The sequence below is a fragment of the Novosphingobium mangrovisedimenti genome, from assembly GCF_025153475.1.
In the GTDB taxonomy this organism is placed as follows: Bacteria; Pseudomonadota; Alphaproteobacteria; order Sphingomonadales; family Sphingomonadaceae; genus Novosphingobium; species Novosphingobium mangrovi_A.
This window is the reverse complement of sequence record NZ_JANZXA010000003.1, coordinates 223,146-241,900: the sequence shown is the minus strand read 5'-3', so window position 1 is coordinate 241,900 and position 18,755 is coordinate 223,146. Positions and strand designations below refer to the sequence as shown.

The following is an 18,755-nucleotide window of genomic DNA, read 5'->3' as shown; positions in this document are numbered from 1 at the left end:
CCGATTTCTCACATCGGGACGGACAAATCAGGGTTAACGCCGTTGTCCCGTTAACCGGACTCTGCGTTGTTTCTGTCAGATGGAATGCCCGGACCCTTCCCACGGGGCCGGAATTTCCAGACGGAAACAAAGAGAGCATTACTTATGTCGGTTCGGATGGCCCTCGCAAAATTGTCTGCCTGCGCGGCAGGCTGCGCCATCATTGGTGGCGGCGCCGTCCACGTGGCGGAAACGCAATCGGCGACCACTGAGTACCACAAGCTCAAGATGGCGAAGACCGCCAAGCCGGTGAAGCGCATCATCAAGAAGGCGAAGCCGCGCCAGACCAAGCGTGTGCGCAAGATCATCAAGCGCACCTGCTGCGAGCAGCCGCAGATGGCGATGGTTCCGCTTCCCCCGCCGTACATCCCGCCCGCCCCGCCGCAGGTCATTTCGGGCGGCGGCGGCACGCCGGTGGTTATCGGCGGCGGCCCGATCGGCGGCTTCGGCGGCGGTTTCTTCGGCGGTTTCTTCGGCGGCGGTTCGAGCGGCGGTAACGTCGTGATCAGTTCGACCACCAGCGGCGGTTCGACTTCGACCTCGACTTCGGGCGGCTCGACCTCCACCTCGGGTGGATCGACCTCGACTTCCACCGGGGGCGTGACCTCCACGACCTCTACCAGTTCGGGCGGCAGCAGCACGTCCAGTTCGTCGTCGTCCAGTTCCTCGTCGAGCTCATCGTCTTCGTCGAGCTCGTCGTCCAGTTCGTCGGGCGGAACGACTTCGGGCGGCTCCAGCAGCAGCGGCTCGTCCTCTTCGTCGAGCTCTTCCTCCTCGGGTTCCTCGACGTCGACCAGTTCGGGCGGCAGCAGTTCCTCCTCGTCGAGCTCGTCGTCTTCGTCCAGCTCGTCATCGAGTTCCTCGACCTCGTCCAGCACGGGCGGCACCGACGTGCCCGCGCCGCCCATGCTCATCCTGTTCGGCGCCGCGGCCGCGACCATCGTCGGCCGCCGCCGTATCGCACGCCGGAAGGCCGCCTGAAGGCGGCTTCCGCCTGAACCGGGCACATGGGGCGGGCGCCTGGGGACGGCGCCCGATGTGGAGGGCGGCGATCGGCACGTCGCCCTTTGTCCCGCAACCGGGAACAGGCAGGCGAAAGCGTTACCCTAAGCGCCTGTCAGGCAAGGCCGCCCAGCCCTCGGCAAACGGGCGCCCACAGCGCCGTGGATCAGTGCTCGCCGCCGTTCTTCTTCAGGCTCTCCTCCATCCGCTCCATCTGCTCCGGGGTCGCCTCGCTCTGATACTTGTCCTTCCATTCGGCGAAGGGCATGCCGTGGATGACCGCACGGGCTTCCATCTTGTCGCCCTCGAAGCCGGCATCGCGTATCCAGTCCGCCAGACAATTGCGGCAGAAACCGGCCAGCCCCATCAGCTCGATGTTCTGGGCATCGTGGCGTTTCTGCAGATGGCGCACCAAGCGGCGGAAAGCGGCTGCGGCCACGGCATCGTCCAACGTGTCTATCGTATCGCTGTCAGTCATTTCCCTGCCAATCGTCCTTGGTTTGTAAGCATTGCTTTGCCATATGGGCCCCTGTCTCCCAAAAAGGCATGCTAAAACGTGGTCCATCCCTCAAATCGTCGCTCGCCCCATCACCGCGGAATCAAGCGCGCGCGCAAGGTCAAGATACTCGCCACGCTCGGTCCCGCCAGCCGCGACCGGGAAACCATCGCCAAGCTGCTCAAGTCCGGCGCCGACGCCTTCCGTGTCAACATGAGCCACGGGGACCACGAAACCCACCGCGAGACCATCGCCAATATCCGCGCGGTCGAAAAGGACCTGATGCGCCCGGTGGCGATCCTGTGCGACCTGCAAGGCCCCAAGCTGCGCGTCGGCACCTTCAAGGATGGCAAGGCCTTCATCCGCCACGGCGCCCACTTCACGCTCGACAGCGACCCCACGCCCGGCGACGAGAACCGTGTCTGCCTGCCCCATTCCGAACTGTTCGGCATTCTCGAGAAGGGCCAGCGCCTGCTGATCGACGACGGCAAGCTGCGCTTCGTGGTGATCCGGCCGGAAAAGGACAAGATCCTGTGCACTGCCGAAGTGGGCGGTACGATTTCCGACCGCAAGGGCGTCAACGTGCCCGATGCCATCATTCCCGTGCCCGCGCTGACCGAAAAGGACCGGCGCGACTTGTCCTTCGCGATCTCGGAAGGGGCGGACTGGATCGGCCTGTCCTTCGTCCAGCGGCCCGAGGACGTGGCGGAAGCGCGGCGGCTGATGGGCGGATACGGCGCGCTCATGGCCAAGATCGAAAAACCCGCCGCAGTGCAGAGCCTCGATGAGATCATCGAGCTGTCCGACGGCATCATGGTCGCGCGCGGCGACCTCGGCGTCGAGCTGCTGCCCGAGGAAGTCCCGCCGATCCAGAAGCACATCATCGAAAAGACCCGTGCCTGCGGCAAGCCGGTGGTCGTCGCGACGCAGATGCTCGAATCGATGATCACCAGCCCCACGCCGACGCGCGCCGAAGTCTCGGACGTTGCCAATGCCGTCTACGACGGCGCCGATGCAGTAATGCTCTCGGCGGAAACGGCTGCGGGCCAGTGGCCGGTCGAAGCGGTAACGATCATGGACCGCATCGCCACCCAGGTCGAAAGCGATTCGACCTACCATGAGCGCATCCATATCGCCGAGACGCCGCCCGATGCCACGACCGCCGATGCGCTGTCGGCCTCCTGCGCGACGATTGCCGATACCCTGCCGATCGAGGGCATCATCATCTTCACCGGCTCTGGCAGTTCGGCCCGGCGCGTGGCCCGCGAACGGCCCGCCGCGCCGATGCTGGTGCTCACCCCGTCGATCAAGACCGCTCGCCGTGGCGCCCTGCTGTGGGGCGCGCACACGGTGCTGACCAAGGACATCGGCAGCTTCGAGGAGATGATCGCCAAGGGCAAGCGCATGGCGCTGCGCCATGGCTTCGGCGCTGCCGGGTCCCGGCTGGTGACGCTCGCCGGCGTTCCGTTCGGCGTGCCGGGGTCGACAAACCTGCTTCACGTCGTCACCCTTTCGGGCAACGAGCTGAAAACGCCGAAGTAAGGCCTAGTCCCGCGCCCCGAACAGTGCGGACCCCACGCGCACGTGCGTCGCGCCGAGCATGACCGCAGTCTCGAAATCGTCGCTCATGCCCATGCTGAGCTGGTCGAGCCCGTTGTCGGCGGCGATCTTCGCGAGCAGCGCGAAGAACGGCGCGGACTCGATCCCGGCCGGCGGGACGCACATCAGGCCGATGACCGGGATCTGCGCCTCGCGCGCCGAGGCAAGCAGCGCGGGCACGTCCGCGATCGCGCAGCCGCCCTTCTGTTCTTCCTCGCCGATATTGACCTGCACGAAGCACGGCACCTGCCTGCCTGCCTTGTCCATCGCCTTGCCCAGCGCCGAGACCAGCGAGGGGCGGTCGAGCGAGTGAATGCAGTCGAACAGGCGAACCGCGTCCTCGGCCTTGTTCGACTGCAGCTGGCCGACCAGATGCAGTTTCACGTCGGCATGCGCCTCGACCAGCGCCGGCCACTTGCCTTGTGCTTCCTGAACGCGATTTTCGCCGAAGACGCGCTGGCCTTCCTCGATCAGCGGCATGATCCGCTCGGGCGGATGCGTCTTCGAAATGGCGATGAGTTCCACGTCCGTGGCCTTGCGACCGGCGATCGTGGCGGCGCGGGCGATCCGTGCGCGAACAGCCTGAAGCGGGGTAAGGTCTGGTTGATCCATGAGGCGCTGCTATAGCGATTGCGTGCCGAACCGCCAGCCGCCTCTTCCCGACATCTGGCTCGTAAGCGATGCGCGCAACGACGCAGCGCTGGAGCGCATACTCGCCCGATTGCCGCGCGGGTCCGGGCTGATCTTCCGCCACTACCACCTGGACGACAAGGCACGGCGCGCCCGTTTCGCGCGACTGGCCCGCACGGCGCGGCGCCATGGTCATTGCGTCGTGCTGTCCGGCTCCGCGCGCGAAGCCCGGCGCTGGAACGCCGGCGGCGCCTATGGCGCTCCGGACAGACTGGCGCGCGGCCCGGCCATGTTGCGGCTAGCGACGGTCCACTCGCTGCACGAACTGGCCAAAGCGCACCACGCGCGCGCCGATGCCGTGCTGATCTCACCCGTCTTCGCAACGCGTTCGCACCCCGGCGCGGGCACGCTGGGACCGGTCCGTTTTCGGTTGCTGGCGATCCGTTCACGCGTACCAGTGATCGCGCTGGGGGGCATGACCGCGCAACGCGCGCGCTGCATGGGCGCCAGCAAATGGGCTGCAATTCAAGGGCTTGCAGAAAGGCCCACAGCCATGTTCCCGCTTCATTCTTGACGCGGAGTCCCGGCTCGGCGCATTATCCGCAGCCGCAATCAGGGGAATTCCTATGGCGACAAGGCCCATGGCGTCCGGGCGCCGCATCGCGAAGCCCGACTGGCGCACCGTCCTCAAGCGGTCGCTGCGCCGCGCAACCGAACTGTCGGGGGCCGTGGTGCTCTTCGCGGCCATGGCCTTCCTTGCCATAGCCCTCCTGACCTACGAACAGACCGACCCCTCGTTCTCCACCGCCGCCGGCGGCGAAGTGCACAACTGGATGGGGCCCGCCGGCGCGCTCGTGGCCGATGGCGCGCTTACCCTGTTCGGGCCGGTCTCCGCGCTGCTGGTGCCGATGCTCTGGGTCTTCGCCCGCAAGCTCTGGCTGCTGGTGGAAGAAGACGACAGCGAGGTCGAGCATACGAACCAGCGCTGGTGGCGGCCGCTTGGCATGCTGGCGCTCGCGATGATGCTGATCGCGACGGTCCTCTCGCTGTGGTTCACCGAACCCGGCGGCAGCCTGCCCGCCTCGATGGGCGGCCTTTCCGGCTTGCTTGGCGCCAAGGCCATCCACGCGCTTTCCGACCTCGCTCCGCCGAACCTCGCCGGCTGGATCACGCTCGCCATTGCGCTTGTCTGCCTGAGCATCGGCGTCGCGCTCGCGGGCCGGGTTTTCGCGCTCGACTGGGGCCGGCTGCTCACGCTGCCCGGCCGCATCGGACGCTTTCCGCGCGCCATGCCTTCGCGCAGCGATCTGCCGCTCAGGCCGGCGAAGGACAAGCCCAGCCCCGAACCCGCCCCGCGCGCCGAAGCCACCGCCCCGATCGCGGACAAGCCGCGCAAGGCACCCGAGATCGTCGATCCCAAGTCCTCTCCCGCACCCGCGATACTGGGTTCCGGCAGCCGCCAGAAGGACCTGTTCGACCAGTACGAACTGCCGAGCCTCGACCTGCTCGCCGATCCGCCCGCCAATGCGCAGAAGAAGATCGACAAGCTGAGCCTCGAGCGCAACGCGCGCCTGCTCGAAACCGTGCTCGACGACTTCAACGTCAAGGGCGAGATCACCGCAGTGCGCACCGGGCCGGTCGTCACGATGTACGAACTGGAGCCCGCACCCGGCATCAAGGCCAGCCGCGTGATCGGCCTTGCCGACGACATCGCCCGCAACATGAGCGCGATCTCGGCGCGCGTCTCCTCGATCCCGGGCCGCACGGTGATGGGCATCGAGCTTCCGAACGCGGACCGCCAGATGGTCTCGTTCAAGGAAATGGTCGCGTCGGAAAACTTCGCCCACCACAAGGGCATGCTGCCGATCATCCTGGGCAAGGACATCGCCGGCGAACCCGTGGTCGCCGATCTTGCGACGATGCCTCACCTGCTCGTCGCGGGTACCACGGGCTCGGGCAAGTCGGTCGGCCTCAACTGCATCCTGCTCTCGCTGCTCTACCGCATGACGCCGGCGCAGTGCCGCCTGATCCTGGTCGATCCCAAGGTGCTCGAACTCAAGAGCTACGACGACATTCCGCATCTGCTCTCGCCGGTGGTCACAGAGCCGCCCAAGGCCGTGCGCGCGCTCAAGTGGGCGGTCGAGGAAATGGAGCGCCGCTATCGCATGATGAGCGAGATCTCGGTGCGCAATCTGGCCAGCTTCAACGACAAGGTCCGCGCCGCGGCCGCGAAGGGCAAGCCGCTGGGCCGCCGCATCCAGATCGGCTTCGATCCCGAAACCGGCGAGGAACTCTACGAGGACCGCCAGCTCGACTACGAGGCACTGCCGCAGATCGTGCTTATCGTCGACGAGCTGGCCGACCTCATGGTCACCGTCGGCAAGGAAATCGAAGTGCTGATCCAGCGCCTCTCGCAGAAGAGCCGTGCGGCGGGCATCCACCTGATCATGGCGACCCAGCGCCCCTCGGTCGACGTCATCACCGGCGTCATCAAGGCCAACCTGCCCACGCGTATCTCCTTCGCCGTCACCAGCCGCATCGACAGCCGCACGATCCTGGGCGAGCAGGGCGCCGAGCAACTGCTGGGCAAGGGCGACATGCTCTACAAGCCCAACACCGATCCGATAAAGCGCGTCCACGGCCCCTTCGTCTCGGACGAGGAAGTCGAGCACGTCGCCGATTACTGGCGCACGCAGGGCAAGCCCGAATATATCGATGCTGTCACCGAGGAGCCCGAGGAAGGCAGCTTCGGCTTCGACGACCTCGACGCGACGGCTTCGGACAACCCGGATGAACGCAAGTACCGGCAGGTCTGCCAGCTCGTGTTCGAGAACCAGAAAGTCTCGGTATCCTGGCTGCAGCGCCAGATGGGCGTGGGATACAACACCGCCGCCAAGTGGGTGGAGCGCATGGAGAACGACGGCTTCGTCGGCCCCGCAAACCACGTGGGCCGGCGCGACATCTACCGCGACGAGAACGGAAACCCGCTGTGAAGCGCGCCCTGCTGCTCGCCGCCCTCGTGGCCGTGCCCGCCGCGGCCGAAACGGCGCCCCTTACCCTGCAGACCGGCCAGTGGTACCGGATCTTCTCTCCGGACGTCGAACGCGCCATCGGACGCAGCGTGCGTGTCGATGCGGCCAGCGTCGGTCCGGGCGGCCTGGGCAGACAGTTCCGGCAGGTCGGGGTCTTGTTGCGCAAGGAAGGTACCTACCCCAAAGGCACGGCCATCTATGCCCGGCGCAGCGTGAACTGCCAGGGCGGCCTGAAACTGACGTACGAGTGGAGCGCGGTCACCCCGGCCGGTGTGGCGATAGGCGGCCAGACCTATGCGACGCCTCGCGTTGAAAAGATTCACTGGGACTCGCAGGACGGCAAGGTGCTGCGGTTCGTGTGCCAGGGAATCCTGCCCCGCTGAAACAGCGATCCGGCCCTGCTGCGGGCCGCCGATCAAAATCCCGCCTCAAGGCTTGGAGAGCCGGGCGCGGACGCCTAAGTTACGGCGCGTCTTACCCCCTCACGCATCCGGAAACCGGCTTCAATGGAACAACATGCCCAGGCCTTCCCGCTGCAGGACGGATTCCTGCTGCTGGGAACGGCGCTTGTCTTCGTCCTGTTGTTCCGCCGTCTCGGCCTCGGCGCCACGCTGGGCTATCTGCTCGCGGGCGCAGTCCTCGGCCCCTATGCGCTCGACCTGATCGGCGATCCCGAAGGCAAGATCGGCATTGCCGAACTGGGGATCACGCTGCTGCTCTTCATCGTCGGGCTCGAACTCGCGCCGCGACGGCTATGGCGCATGCGCCACGAGATCTTCGGACTCGGGCTGGCGCAGGTGGCCCTGTGCGGCCTTGCCGTTTCGGCGGTGATCTACTTCTTCACGCCCTTCACGATCGAGGCGTCGCTGGCACTCGGCCTGCCGCTTGGCCTGTCTTCGACAGCGCAGGTCCTGCCGATGCTGCAAAGCGCAGGACGCCTGCACTCGCCCTTCGGCGAGCGATCCTTCGCGATCCTGCTGTTACAGGATCTCTCGATCATTCCGCTGATCACGATCATCGCCGCGATGAACCGCAACCCCCACCTGCCCGAAGGCCCTCCGGGCTGGCAGCTTGCGCTGATCACGGTGTTCGCGATTGCCGGGCTGATCGCCGCGGGCCGCTTCGTGATCCGGCCGCTGTTCCGGTTGATCGGCAACCTGGGCGAACGCGAGATGTTCGTGTTCGCCGCCCTGTTCACCGTGATCGCCGCCGCCGCGCTGATGCAGGCACTCGGCCTCTCGACCGCGCTGGGCGCCTTCATCGCCGGCGTCATGCTTGCGGACAGCCCCTACCGGCACGAGCTGGAAGCCGATGTCGAACCATTCCGTTCGATCCTGCTCGGCCTGTTCTTCATGTCGGTGGGCATGATGCTGGACCTTTCGGCCATTGCCGAGCGCCCGCTATTCGTCGCGGCCATGGCGCTCGCGCTGATCGCGGTGAAGGCAACCGTCATCTTCTCGCTGGGCCTGCTGTTCCGGATGAACTGGCGTAGCGCCCTCGCGCTCGGCCTGCTGCTCAGCCAGGGCGGCGAATTCGGCTTCGTGCTCTTCGCCCAGGCCGCCGATGCCTGGCTCATCCGCCCCGAGGCCGCGAGCCTGTTCGGCGCCATCGTCACGCTCTCGATGGTGGCGACGCCCTTCCTGATGATGGCCACGCGCCGCATCCGGGAGATGCCGGCGGCAGACGAAGAACGCGAAGGCCCCAGGGTCGACGGGGCCAATGCCCTCGTCGTCGGCTACGGCCGTTTCGGCCAGACAGTGGCCCAGATTCTGATCGCGGCGAAGATCGAGGTCACGCTGATCGATACCGATATCGAGATGATCGACGTCGCCAGCGGATTCGGCGCCAAGGTCTACTTCGGGGACGGTACGCGCATCGACCTGCTGCGGCAGGCGGGGGCCGGCGAAGCCCAGCTGATCGTGTTCTGCATCGACGGCGACCAACTGACCGAACCCTTCCTTCACGCCGTTCGCGCGGCATTTCCCAAGGCGCAGATTCACGCGCGGGTCTTCGACCGCCGGGGGCTCTTGCGGCTCAAGGACGCGCCGGTGAAATCGGTCGTGCGCGAAGTCATGGAATCGGCGATCGTCCTGGCCCGCAACGCGCTCAAGGGCCTCAGCGTTTCGCTCGAGGACATCGAAAAGGCCGAGGCAACCTACCGCGCGCGCGACAAGGAGCGGCTCTCGCTGCAATACCAGACGGGAGACCTGCGGGCCGCGCACGATCGCATCCTGACCCAACCGGTACGCGCCGCGCGTCAGGACGGAACCGAATAGCCCGCGAAGCGCTTGATCCGCCGCAGAGAAAAGCTCGTCTTCATCGCCGAGACGCCGGGCAGGCGTGCAAGGCAGTCGCGGTGGATGCGATCGTAGTGATCGAGATCGGCGGCAGCAACGCGCAGCAGGTAATCGGACGTGCCGCTCATCAGGTGGCATTCGAGAATGTCATCGAAATCGCACACGGCACGTTCGAAGCGGTCCATCGCCTCGCGGCTCTGGCTGTTGAGCGTGATTTCGACGAAGACCTCCACGGCAAGCCCCAACCTGCGTGGATCGACGCGCGCGGCATAGCCCAGGATCAGCCCCTGTTCCTCCAGCGCCTTGATGCGCCGATGGCAGGCCGAGGGCGAAAGATTCACGCATCCGGCCAGTTCGGCAATCGAACGCGAGGAATCCGCCTGCAACGCCTCCAGCAAGGCACGGTCAGCCCGATCCATGGGAAATCCTTCCTTAAAACCGCCACATATCGGGAAATATTACACAAGGAGCCGTAGTCAAGCGGCAATTCGGTGAAACATTGCGGTGGTCCGGGTGTATTTTCCCTCAAGGTCATTCTCGCCACCGGAGTCGAACCATGCGCATCGGTACCGTCAGGGAAATCAAGAACCACGAATATCGCGTCGGCCTCACCCCCGAGAGCGTGCAGGAACTGGTCCGGCACGGCCACGACGTCCGCGTCGAAAGCGGCGCGGGCCGCGGTATCGGCGCCAGCGATGCCGACTACGAACGCGCCGGCGCCACGCTGATCGCGACTGCCGCAGAGGTGTTCGCGGAGTGCGAGATGATCGTGAAGGTCAAGGAACCGCAGGCGATCGAACGCGCCATGCTGCGCGAAGGGCAGATCCTCTACACCTACCTGCACCTCGCCCCCGACCCGGAACAGACCGCCGATCTGATCAGGTCCGGTGTGACCGCCATCGCCTATGAGACCGTCACCGGGCCCGGCGGTTCACTGCCGCTCCTCAAGCCCATGAGCCAGGTGGCCGGACGCATGTCGATCCAGGCCGGGGCGACCGCGCTCGAAAAGGCACATGGCGGACGCGGCGTGCTGCTGGGCGGCGTGCCGGGCGTGATGCCGGGCAAGGTCGCGGTCATCGGCGGCGGCGTGGTCGGCTTCAACGCCGCGCAGATGGCGGCGGGCCTCGGCGCCGACGTGACCATTCTCGATCGCAACCCGGATGTGCTGGAACGGCTCGGCACCCATTTCGAGGCCCGCGCCAAGACCCGCTTTTCCAGCACGGCGAATCTCGCCGAAAGCGTGGCCGAGGCCGACCTCGTCATCGGCGCCGTACTGATCCCCGGCGCGGCGGCGCCCCAGCTCGTCACCCGCGACATGCTGGGCACGATGAAGACCGGCGCGGTCCTGGTCGACGTCGCCATCGATCAGGGTGGCTGCTTCGAGACCAGCCACCCGACGACGCACGACGATCCGACGTTCGTGGTGGACGGCATCGTCCATTACTGCGTCGCCAACATGCCCGGCGCGGTGGCGCGTACCAGCACCTATGCGCTCAACAACGTCACCCTGCCCCATGCCCTGGCGATCGCCGACGCCTTCGACGGGGCGGAAGGCTGGAAGGCCGCGCTCAGGGCCGATCCGCATCTCGCCGCGGGTCTCAACGTGCATCAGGGGAAGGTGACCTACGAGGCCGTGGCCCGCGAACTGGGCTACGACTTCGTCCCTGCCGAAGCCGTGCTGCGATAGGCATATTTAGCGCGGCATTAACGTCATATTGAAAGCCTTGGCGCATGGGTTGGCCATGCTCTCCGGGACAAGGCTTTTTCTGATCGGTCTGCTGGCGCTGTTGAGCGCCCTGGCAGGTGCGCCGACGGCGGCCGCCGCCCAAGGCTTCCCTGCCGGTTCGGTCTGCACCGCCCTGGCGCCGCCCGACGTCAATGCGGCGGCCCTCGCGCGCAGCACCGCCCGGTGGGACTGCAGCGGCACGCGATGGAAGATCAGCGGCTCGAAGGCCAGCCTTGTCCGGATCGACATGACCGGCCAGACGCCGCCCCCGGATTCCGTCCTGACCACGCGGCTCACGCGCTTCAACCGGCTCTCGCTGACCGCGATCGGCCGCGACGGTACGGTGTCGACGCGCGAGATCACGCCCGGCGACCTGCGGTTTTCCACCACCGGATGGAAGATGCGCATGCCCTTGCCATCCCTGAAAGGAGACGTGGCGGCCTATGTCCTGAAGGTCAGCGGCGCCCGGCACGAAGGGCTCCTGTCGGACGTGCGCATCGCGCCGCCACCGGACGAAACCAGCGTCGGCAACGCGGAGTTGGTACTGGCCGCACTGTGCGGGATGATGCTCATGCCGCTGGTGCTGAACTTCGGGTTCTACCGGGTGCTGCGCCAGCCCTTCGCGCTCTGGCACGCGCTCGTCGTCTTCGCGATGCTGGTTCAGACCTTCGTCGCGAGCGGCCTCGTGAACCGGTTCGCCTCGCTCTCGATCATGGAAATATCGGTGCTCTCCTCGGCGAGCCTGAGCGTGGCAAGCATCGCGGCCTCGCAATTCATCGCGACCCTCGTCGAACCCGGCATGCTCAACCGGACGCAATTGCAGCTGCTGCACGCGATGGGGCCCTGGATGGCGGTCTGGACGGTGTACTACCTCTTCGCGGGCGGTCCGCTGCTACCCAGCATCGCACCTGCCTATTATGTCGCCTTCCTGCCGTTCATCGCGACGCTGGTCTGGTCGATGGCGACGGCAGCCCGCCGCGGCAGTCGCACGGTGTGGTTCCAGATCATCGGCTGGACGCCGCTGATCGGCATGGCGCTGGTGCGAATCGGATCGTTGCTGGGCATGGCCGACGCGCCGATGAGCCTGATGACCACACAGCACCTGTCGCTGAGTTTCGAGATCCTGCTGAGCACGCTGGGCGCCGCGGACCGTTTCATGGCGATCAAGCACGAACGCGACCGCGCGCTGACCCAGGCACGGGTGCTGGAAAGCCTGGCCGAACGCGATCCGCTGACCGGGCTCTACAACCGGCGCGGTTTCGAGGAACGCTATGCCCGGCTGGCGAAGACCGGATACGACACCATGGCCGTGCTCGACCTCGATCACTTCAAGTCCGTCAACGACACCCGGGGCCATGCGGTGGGCGATGCCGTGCTGCGCGCCGTCGCGCTGGCGCTGATGCCGGACGAGGACACGATCGCCGTGCGCCTGGGCGGTGAAGAGTTCCTGCTGCTGATGCGCGGCGCCGATGCCGCCGAGCGGGCGGAACGCCGCCGCCAGTCGATCCCGGCGCGCATTGCCGCCGAAATCTCCGGACTGGAACGCCCGGTTACCGCCAGCATGGGGCTGGTAACCGGCGCCCCGCCGATGCGTTTTGCCACGCTCTATACGCGATGCGACGAACTGCTCTACGAAGCCAAGTCGCAGGGGCGCAACCGCACCGTTCAGGACACCTTTTCGTTCGATACCGTTTCCGGCGCACAGAATACCGTCGTCAACCTGCGGTAAAGCGCGCCGCCACTTCGTCCGGTATCCGCATGACCCGCCCGGTCGCGCGCGCGATCATCGCCCAAGTCGTGCGCGAGCGGACGATCACTTTGCCCTGCCCGTTGCGGAATTCCACGCAGCGATCGAAGCGCGCGCCGTTCGGTCCGTCCGGGATGAAGGTTTCCGCAGTCACGCTTTCGCCTTCGCGGATGTTCCCGCGGTAATCGATCTCGTGCCGGGTCACGACCCAGAGATATTCCGCCTGGTGTTCCGGCGGCGCGACGGCTTCCCAGTGCGCCGTCGCGATCGCCTCCATCCACTGCACCCACACCGCATTGTTGACGTGGCCCATCTGGTCGATGTGTTCCGGCCCGGCGGTGAAAGTGAGAGTGAAGCGGCTGGTCACCCCTCCACACCCAGTTGCCACAGGACGAAGGCGAACTCTTCCGCCGTTTCCTTCAGGCTTTCGAACCGGCCCGACTTGCCGCCATGGCCCGCACCCATGTTGGTCTTGAAGATCAGCTCGTTGGAATCGGTCTTGAGCTCGCGCAGCTTCGCGACCCACTTGGCCGGCTCCCAGTACGTCACGCGCGGATCGTTGAGGCCGGCAGTGACCATCAGCGGCGGGTAGGCCTGAGCCGTGACCTGATCGTAGGGCGAATAGCTGCGGATCAGCGCGAAGGCTTCCTTGTCCTCGATCGGGTTGCCCCACTCCGGCCACTCGCCGGGCGTGAGCGGCAGCGTCTCGTCGAGCATGGTCGCCAGAACGTCAACGAAAGGCACGTGCGCCACCACCGCGCCCCACAGATGGGGGTCGGAATTGATGACCGCACCCATCAGTTCGCCACCGGCCGAGCCGCCGGAAATGCTGATCTTGCCCGCCGAGGTAAACCCGCGCTCGATCAGGCCCTTCGCGCAGTCCACGAAATCGTTGAACGTGTTGGTCCGCCGTTCCAGTTTACCCGCCTTGTACCAGGCGCGGCCCATGTCGTCGCCGCCACGGATATGGGCGATGGCATAGGCGAAGCCGCGGTCGACAAGGCTGAGGCGCGCAGTCGAGAAGCCCGGATCGATCGAGATGCCGTAGGCCCCGTAACCGTAAAGGTGCAGAGGCCCCGCTCCCGTGCGGTCCTTGCGATAGACGATCGAGACGGGAATCGCGGTGCCATCCCGCGCGGTGATCTCCAGCCGCTCGGTCGCGTAGAGCAAAGCGTCGTAGCCGGAGGGGATCTCCTGGACCTTGAGCGTTTCGAGCGTGTGGGCGGCCACGTCATAATCGAGCACCGATGCCGGCATGACCATCGATTCGTAGGAGAGCCGCAGCTTCTCCATGTGCCATTCCGGATTGTTGGACAGCCCGGCCGAATAGCTCGCCTCGGGAAACACGATCGGCTCCACGCGGGCCGGATCGTCGTAGTAGCGCACCTCGATCTGGTCGAGCCCGGCACGGCGCCCCTCGATCACGTAGAAGTCGCGAAACAGGTCCACACCCGTCAGGTAGAAGTCGTCCGAACCTGCGATCAGCGTCGTCCATTCGCCCGGATTGTCGAGCGGGGCCATGGCGAGGCGGAAGTTCTCGTGCGTGTCGTTGGTATGGATGTAGAGCACGCCATCGCGCTCATCGACATCGTACTCCACGCCTTTCGCACGCGGCTTGACGAGAATCTGGTCGCCCAGCGGGTCGTCCGCGCGCACCAGCCGCGCCTCGCTGGTCTCGTGATCGCTGGCGCCGATGATCAGCCATTTCTCGTTCGAAGAGAGCGAGGAGCCAACGCGGAAGCCGTCGTCGTCCTCGTGATAGAGTTCGACATCCTTTTCCAGCGGCTCGCCCAGCCAGTGCAGACGGGCATTGTCGGTACGCCACTGCTCGTTGGCCAGCGAATAGACGAGGCCCTTGTCGCCCGCGACCCAGACGAGGCTGGACAGCGTGCCGGGAATCTCGTCGGGCAGCATTTCGCCGGTTTCGAGGTTCTTGACGCGGGCAGTGAAGCGCTCCGAGCCATTGTCATCCACGGCATAGGCCAGCAGCTTGCCGCTGCCGCTGACAGAGATCGCACCGAGGCGGAAGTAGTCCTTGCCCTCGGCCAGCGCGACCTCGTCGAGAATCAGCTCGTCGGCAGAGCCGTCATCGGCCGCGCCGACGGGCCTGCGCCACCACTTCTTGTATTCCGCGCCTTCCTCGAACTCGATCCAGTAGAGCCAGTCGCCGTCCTTCTGCGGCGCAGACTTGTCGGCCTCCTTGATGCGCGCCCGCATTTCCTTGAACAGGGCGTCGATCCGTTCCCGATACGGCGCCATGCGCGCCTCGAACCAGCGATTCTCCGCCTCGAGATGGGCCAGTACCTCCTTGTCGGTGACGGTCGGATAGCCCGGATCGCGCAGCCAGGCATAATCGTCCGCTACGGTAATGCCGTGATGGGTGAAGGAATGCGGCTTTTTCGCCGCCTGCGGGGGCCCGATCAGGGTCTGGGTGGAATCTGCCATCCCTCGCATCTATGTTCACATCATGACCCCCGCAAGCCGGATACCCATGACATGCTGATGAATACCCATGAAGCCCGCCTCGATGCCCTGCGCAAGGAACTGAAGACGTGTGGTCTCGATGGCTTCGTGATCCCGATCTCCGACGAACACATGAGCGAGTACGTGGGGGGCTATGCCCAGCGCCTCGCCTGGCTGACCGGCTTCGGCGGCTCTGCCGGCACGGTCGTGGTGCTGACCGACCCGGCGCTCGAACCGGCAGCCGCGATCTTCGTCGACGGACGCTATACTCTGCAGGTGCGCGACCAGGTCGACGGACGGCTCTATGCCTACGAAAGCGTCCCCCAGACGAGCGTCGCCAAATGGCTGGAGGCCAACGCCCCCCAGGGCGCCGCGATCGGCTACGACGCCTGGCTGCACGGCGCGAAATGGGTGGAGACCGTGGACAAGGCGATCGCCGCGAAAGGCGGCAAGCTCGTCGCGGTCGACAGCAACCCGATCGACGCGATCTGGGAAGACCAGCCCGCGCCGTCCGACGCGCCGGCGCTGGTGCACGCCAACGACCTGTCCGGTGAAACGAGCGAGGCCAAGCGCGCCGCCGTGTCCGAATGGCTGGCGCAGAAAAAGCTCGACGCGACCGTCATCACCGCGCTCGATTCGATCGCGTGGCTGCTCAACATCCGCGGCACCGACGTGGAACGGACCCCGGTCGCGCTGTCCTATGTGATCGCCCATGCCGACGGAACGGCCGACCTGTTCATCGCCGAGGAGAAAGTGACGCCGGAACTGCGCCAGCACCTGGGCAATGCCGTGCACATCCTGCCGCGCGCCGGCTTCGTCGCCGGGCTGGAATGCCTTGCCGGCAAACGGGTCGCGGTCGATCCCGAACGCGCCGTCTCCGCCATTTTCCAGACGCTGCGCCAGTCCGGGGCAGAAGTCGTCGAGGAACGCGACCCCACCGTGCTACCCAAGGCCGTGAAGAACCCGGTCGAGCAGCAGGGTCATCGCGACGCGCAGAAGCGCGATGGCGCCGCCGTCTCGCAGTTCCTGCACTGGCTCTCGGTGGAAGGCCCCAAGGGCGAAGTCACCGAGATGTCCGCCGCCGACCGCCTCGAAGCCTTCCGCAAGGCCCGTGGCGACTTGCGCGACCTGTCGTTCGACACGATTTCGGGCGCCGGGCCGAATGCGGCGATCTGCCACTACCGCGTAACCGACGAGACCAGCCTCACGCTGGCCCCGAACTCGGTCTATCTGGTCGATTCGGGCGGGCAGTATCCCGATGGCACGACCGACATCACCCGCACCGTATGGATCGGGCCGGACGCGCCGGGGGCCGAAGTGAAGGACCGCTTCACCCGCGTGCTCAAGGGCCATATCGCGCTCGGCACCGCCGTCTTCCCCAAGGGCACCGCCGGCAGCCAGCTCGACGTGCTGGCCCGCTATGCGCTGTGGCAGGCCGGGCTCGACTATGCCCACGGCACCGGGCACGGCGTGGGCAGCTTCCTGTCGGTCCACGAAGGGCCGCAGCGCATCGCCAAGTCCGCCGGCGCGCAGAGCGGGACCGATCAGGAACTGCTGCCCGGCATGTTCCTCTCGAACGAGCCGGGCTATTACAAGGCCGGCGAATACGGCATCCGCATCGAGAACCTCGTGCTTGTCGAACCGCGCGAGATCGAAGGCGCGGAAGGGGAGTTCTTCGGCTTTGAAACGCTGACCCACGTGCCGATCGAACGCCGTCTCGTCGATCAAAGCCTGCTCACGCCGACTGAAATCGCCTGGTGGAACGCCTATCACGCCCGCGTGCTCGAACTGATCGGCCCGCAGCTCGACGGCGAGGCCAGGGCCTGGCTGGAAGCCCAGTGCATTCCCTTGCCCGCCTGACTTTGTTCCTGTAATGTTCCTTCCATTCACGCGAGTCGCGAAAGGACGGAACGATGATCGGTTACGTAACACTGGGAACCAACGACCGCGAACGCGGGGCAAAATTCTATGATGCCGTCTGCGGCGAGCTGGGCGTCGGCCGGATGATGGAGGAGGAACAGTTCATTGCCTGGGGCATCCCGGGCGGTGGCGCCGGAATCGGCCTGACCACGCCGTTCGACGGCAAGCCGGCCACGGTCGGCAACGGCGTGATGGTCGCGCTGGAAGCCAGCGACGAGGCGCAGGTCCGGCGGCTCTACGAAATCGCGCTGGCCAATGGCGGCACCTGCGAAGGTCCGCCGGGACCGCGCGGCGAAGGTTTCTACGCCGCCTATTTCCGCGATCCCGACGGCAACAAGCTCAACGCCTTCGTGATGAGCTGACGCTTGTCTGGGCAATGCCGGCCTGCTTCAATGCGTGAACAGCACTTCACGGGAAGAGAGAACGATGCCGGTTGCCCACGTAACCTTTGGAACCAACGACCTTGAACGGGGCGCGCGCTTCTACGATGCCATCATGGCCGAATTCGGCGGCGCGCGCACCTTTGCCCATGACCGGGCGATCGGCTGGAGCTTCCCGGACGGTGGCCCCAGCATCGGCATAACCTATCCCTTCGACGGCGAGGCCGCGAACCGGGGCAACGGCACGATGTTCGCGCTCATGGCCTCGGGCGAGGATCAGGTGCGGCGCGTCCATGCGGCCGCGCTCGCCAACGGCGGCAGTTGCGAAGGCCCGCCGGGACCGCGCGCCAACGGCTTCCACGCCGCCTATTTCCGCGACCCCGACGGCAACAAGATGAATGCCTTCTGCGTGCCCGGTACGCCGTGACACGCGACACGGCCGCATGCCGCCACACCCCTGTCATCGCCCCGGGCGAAGGGCCTGATGGCAGGCTGCGCTGAACGGACGTTCATCCAGTTTGCGGAACCATGAACGGCTATGTTCAGTTGTGACAATTGGCGACAATATTCGCCACTCACGGCATACCTGAGCGACAAGACAACACTAGAAGGGGTCCCAGAGAGCCGCCGGGCAATTCCCCCCTCCCTTCCCCGGCCGGCGGCTCTCATCCCTTTCCTTCTCGGAGTGGAGACGACGATGAAGACTGCAATCAAGACACTGACCCTCGGCCTTTCGGCCGCAGCACTTTCGATCGGCGGGCTCGCCTATGCGCAGGGCCCTGCCGCCAAGCCCCGGATGGACGTCGATGGCAACGGCGTGATCACCCGCGCCGAAGCCCAGCAATCGGCCGATGCCATGTTCACCCGCATGGATGTCAACCAGGACGGCAAGCTCGACCAGGCAGACCGCCAGGCCCGCCACGAAGCCCGGCGTGCGGAAATGTTCGCCAAGCTCGACACCAATGGCGACGGTTCGATTTCCAGCGAGGAGTTCATGGCCGCCAAGCCCGGCATGGGTGGCCCCGGCATGACCGGCCAACGCGGTTCCGGCATGGGCGGCCCGGGCATGGGCGGAGGCCCCGGCATGGGTAATCCCGGTATGGGTAATCCCGGCATGGGCGGGCCCAACGGCGACTGCCCCGGCCGCGACGGCTGGCGTGGCAAGCGGCATGGCGGCCGTGGCAACGGCATGATGATGCCCAAGATGGCGGACACGAACAACGACGGTGCCGTCAGCAAGGCTGAATTCGATACGGCCATGATGAAGCACTTCGACATGATGGACGCCAATAACGACGGCAAGGTCACCCAGGACGAACGCCGTGCCGCACGCCAGCAGATGAAGGCCCAGTGGCAGGCGAACAAGCCTGCTTCCAAGTGACACCGCAACACGCACCGACCTGCCGGGGGCGCTGAAGAGAAAA

17 protein-coding genes are annotated in these 18,755 nt (G+C 66.0%); 11 read left to right on the top strand and 6 right to left on the bottom strand.

Annotated elements, in window-relative coordinates:
* Positions 1-50: 50 nt before the first annotated feature.
* Complete coding sequence (locus tag NZK81_RS06840) at positions 51-980, bottom strand: hypothetical protein (RefSeq protein WP_260045203.1); 930 nt, start codon at positions 978-980, stop codon at positions 51-53.
* A gap of 227 nt (positions 981-1,207) precedes the next feature.
* Positions 1,208-1,519 carry a DUF1244 domain-containing protein gene (locus tag NZK81_RS06835; RefSeq protein WP_260045200.1) on the bottom strand — a complete coding sequence of 104 codons (312 nt, stop codon included), beginning with the start codon at positions 1,517-1,519 and terminating at the stop codon, positions 1,208-1,210.
* Positions 1,520-1,597: 78 nt separating this feature from the next.
* On the opposite strand from NZK81_RS06835, the gene pyk reads away from it, so the two are divergent.
* The gene (pyk, locus tag NZK81_RS06830; RefSeq protein WP_260045198.1) at positions 1,598-3,079 is read left to right on the top strand and encodes a pyruvate kinase; all 1,482 of its coding nucleotides are present in this window, start codon (positions 1,598-1,600) and stop codon (positions 3,077-3,079) included.
* 3 nt (positions 3,080-3,082) lie between these two features.
* Here pyk and NZK81_RS06825 read toward each other — a convergent pair whose 3' ends face one another.
* Positions 3,083-3,748, bottom strand: coding sequence for a YggS family pyridoxal phosphate-dependent enzyme (locus NZK81_RS06825; RefSeq protein ID WP_260045196.1), 666 nt, complete (start codon positions 3,746-3,748; stop codon positions 3,083-3,085).
* Here NZK81_RS06825 and NZK81_RS06820 point away from each other — a divergent pair.
* The 4 genes from NZK81_RS06820 (at position 3,747) to NZK81_RS06805 (ending at position 9,074) form a co-directional block, all read left to right on the top strand.
* Positions 3,747-4,340, top strand: coding sequence for a thiamine phosphate synthase (locus NZK81_RS06820; RefSeq protein WP_260045194.1), 594 nt, complete (start codon positions 3,747-3,749; stop codon positions 4,338-4,340). The genes NZK81_RS06825 and NZK81_RS06820 overlap by 2 nt on opposite strands.
* Before the next feature lie 52 nt (positions 4,341-4,392).
* On the top strand, positions 4,393-6,759 hold the full coding sequence (locus tag NZK81_RS06815) for a DNA translocase FtsK (RefSeq protein WP_260045192.1): 2,367 nt from the start codon (positions 4,393-4,395) through the stop codon (positions 6,757-6,759).
* Entirely contained in the window at positions 6,756-7,181 is a 426-nt protein-coding gene (locus NZK81_RS06810; RefSeq protein ID WP_260045191.1) for a hypothetical protein, read from the top strand. The genes NZK81_RS06815 and NZK81_RS06810 overlap by 4 nt, the downstream gene beginning before the upstream one ends.
* Before the next feature lie 123 nt (positions 7,182-7,304).
* The gene (locus NZK81_RS06805) at positions 7,305-9,074 is read left to right on the top strand and encodes a cation:proton antiporter domain-containing protein (RefSeq protein ID WP_260045189.1); all 1,770 of its coding nucleotides are present in this window, start codon (positions 7,305-7,307) and stop codon (positions 9,072-9,074) included.
* On the opposite strand, the gene NZK81_RS06800 is transcribed toward NZK81_RS06805, so the two are convergent.
* On the bottom strand, positions 9,056-9,514 hold the full coding sequence (locus NZK81_RS06800) for an Lrp/AsnC family transcriptional regulator (protein WP_260045187.1): 459 nt from the start codon (positions 9,512-9,514) through the stop codon (positions 9,056-9,058). The two genes, NZK81_RS06805 and NZK81_RS06800, sit on opposite strands and share 19 nt — an antisense overlap.
* 137 nt (positions 9,515-9,651) lie before the next feature.
* On the opposite strand from NZK81_RS06800, the gene ald reads away from it, so the two are divergent.
* Complete coding sequence (gene ald, locus NZK81_RS06795) at positions 9,652-10,782, top strand: alanine dehydrogenase (RefSeq protein WP_260045184.1); 1,131 nt, start codon at positions 9,652-9,654, stop codon at positions 10,780-10,782.
* Positions 10,783-10,837: 55 nt separating this feature from the next.
* Positions 10,838-12,550, top strand: a complete 1,713-nt coding sequence (locus NZK81_RS06790) for a sensor domain-containing diguanylate cyclase (protein ID WP_260045343.1) — start codon at positions 10,838-10,840, stop codon at positions 12,548-12,550.
* Here the strand turns inward: NZK81_RS06790 and NZK81_RS06785 are convergent.
* Positions 12,537-12,935 (bottom strand): acyl-CoA thioesterase, encoded by a 399-nt coding sequence (locus NZK81_RS06785; RefSeq protein WP_260045181.1) that lies wholly within the window; start codon positions 12,933-12,935, stop codon positions 12,537-12,539. The genes NZK81_RS06790 and NZK81_RS06785 overlap by 14 nt on opposite strands.
* Positions 12,932-15,022, bottom strand: a complete 2,091-nt coding sequence (locus NZK81_RS06780; protein ID WP_260045179.1) for a S9 family peptidase — start codon at positions 15,020-15,022, stop codon at positions 12,932-12,934. The genes NZK81_RS06785 and NZK81_RS06780 overlap by 4 nt, the downstream gene beginning before the upstream one ends.
* 42 nt (positions 15,023-15,064) lie before the next feature.
* Here NZK81_RS06780 and NZK81_RS06775 point away from each other — a divergent pair, with 42 nt between their 5' ends.
* The 4 genes from NZK81_RS06775 (at position 15,065) to NZK81_RS06760 (ending at position 18,712) form a co-directional block, all read left to right on the top strand.
* A complete protein-coding gene (locus NZK81_RS06775; RefSeq protein WP_260045177.1) occupies positions 15,065-16,891 on the top strand; it encodes an aminopeptidase P family protein in 1,827 nt (608 codons plus the stop codon).
* 53 nt (positions 16,892-16,944) lie between these two features.
* Positions 16,945-17,313, top strand: a complete 369-nt coding sequence (locus NZK81_RS06770) for a VOC family protein (protein WP_260045176.1) — start codon at positions 16,945-16,947, stop codon at positions 17,311-17,313.
* A 64-nt stretch (positions 17,314-17,377) separates the two neighbouring features.
* Positions 17,378-17,758 (top strand): VOC family protein, encoded by a 381-nt coding sequence (locus tag NZK81_RS06765; RefSeq protein WP_260045174.1) that lies wholly within the window; start codon positions 17,378-17,380, stop codon positions 17,756-17,758.
* Positions 17,759-18,028: 270 nt separating this feature from the next.
* The gene (locus tag NZK81_RS06760) at positions 18,029-18,712 is read left to right on the top strand and encodes an EF-hand domain-containing protein (protein WP_260045172.1); all 684 of its coding nucleotides are present in this window, start codon (positions 18,029-18,031) and stop codon (positions 18,710-18,712) included.
* Positions 18,713-18,755 lie beyond the last annotated feature (43 nt).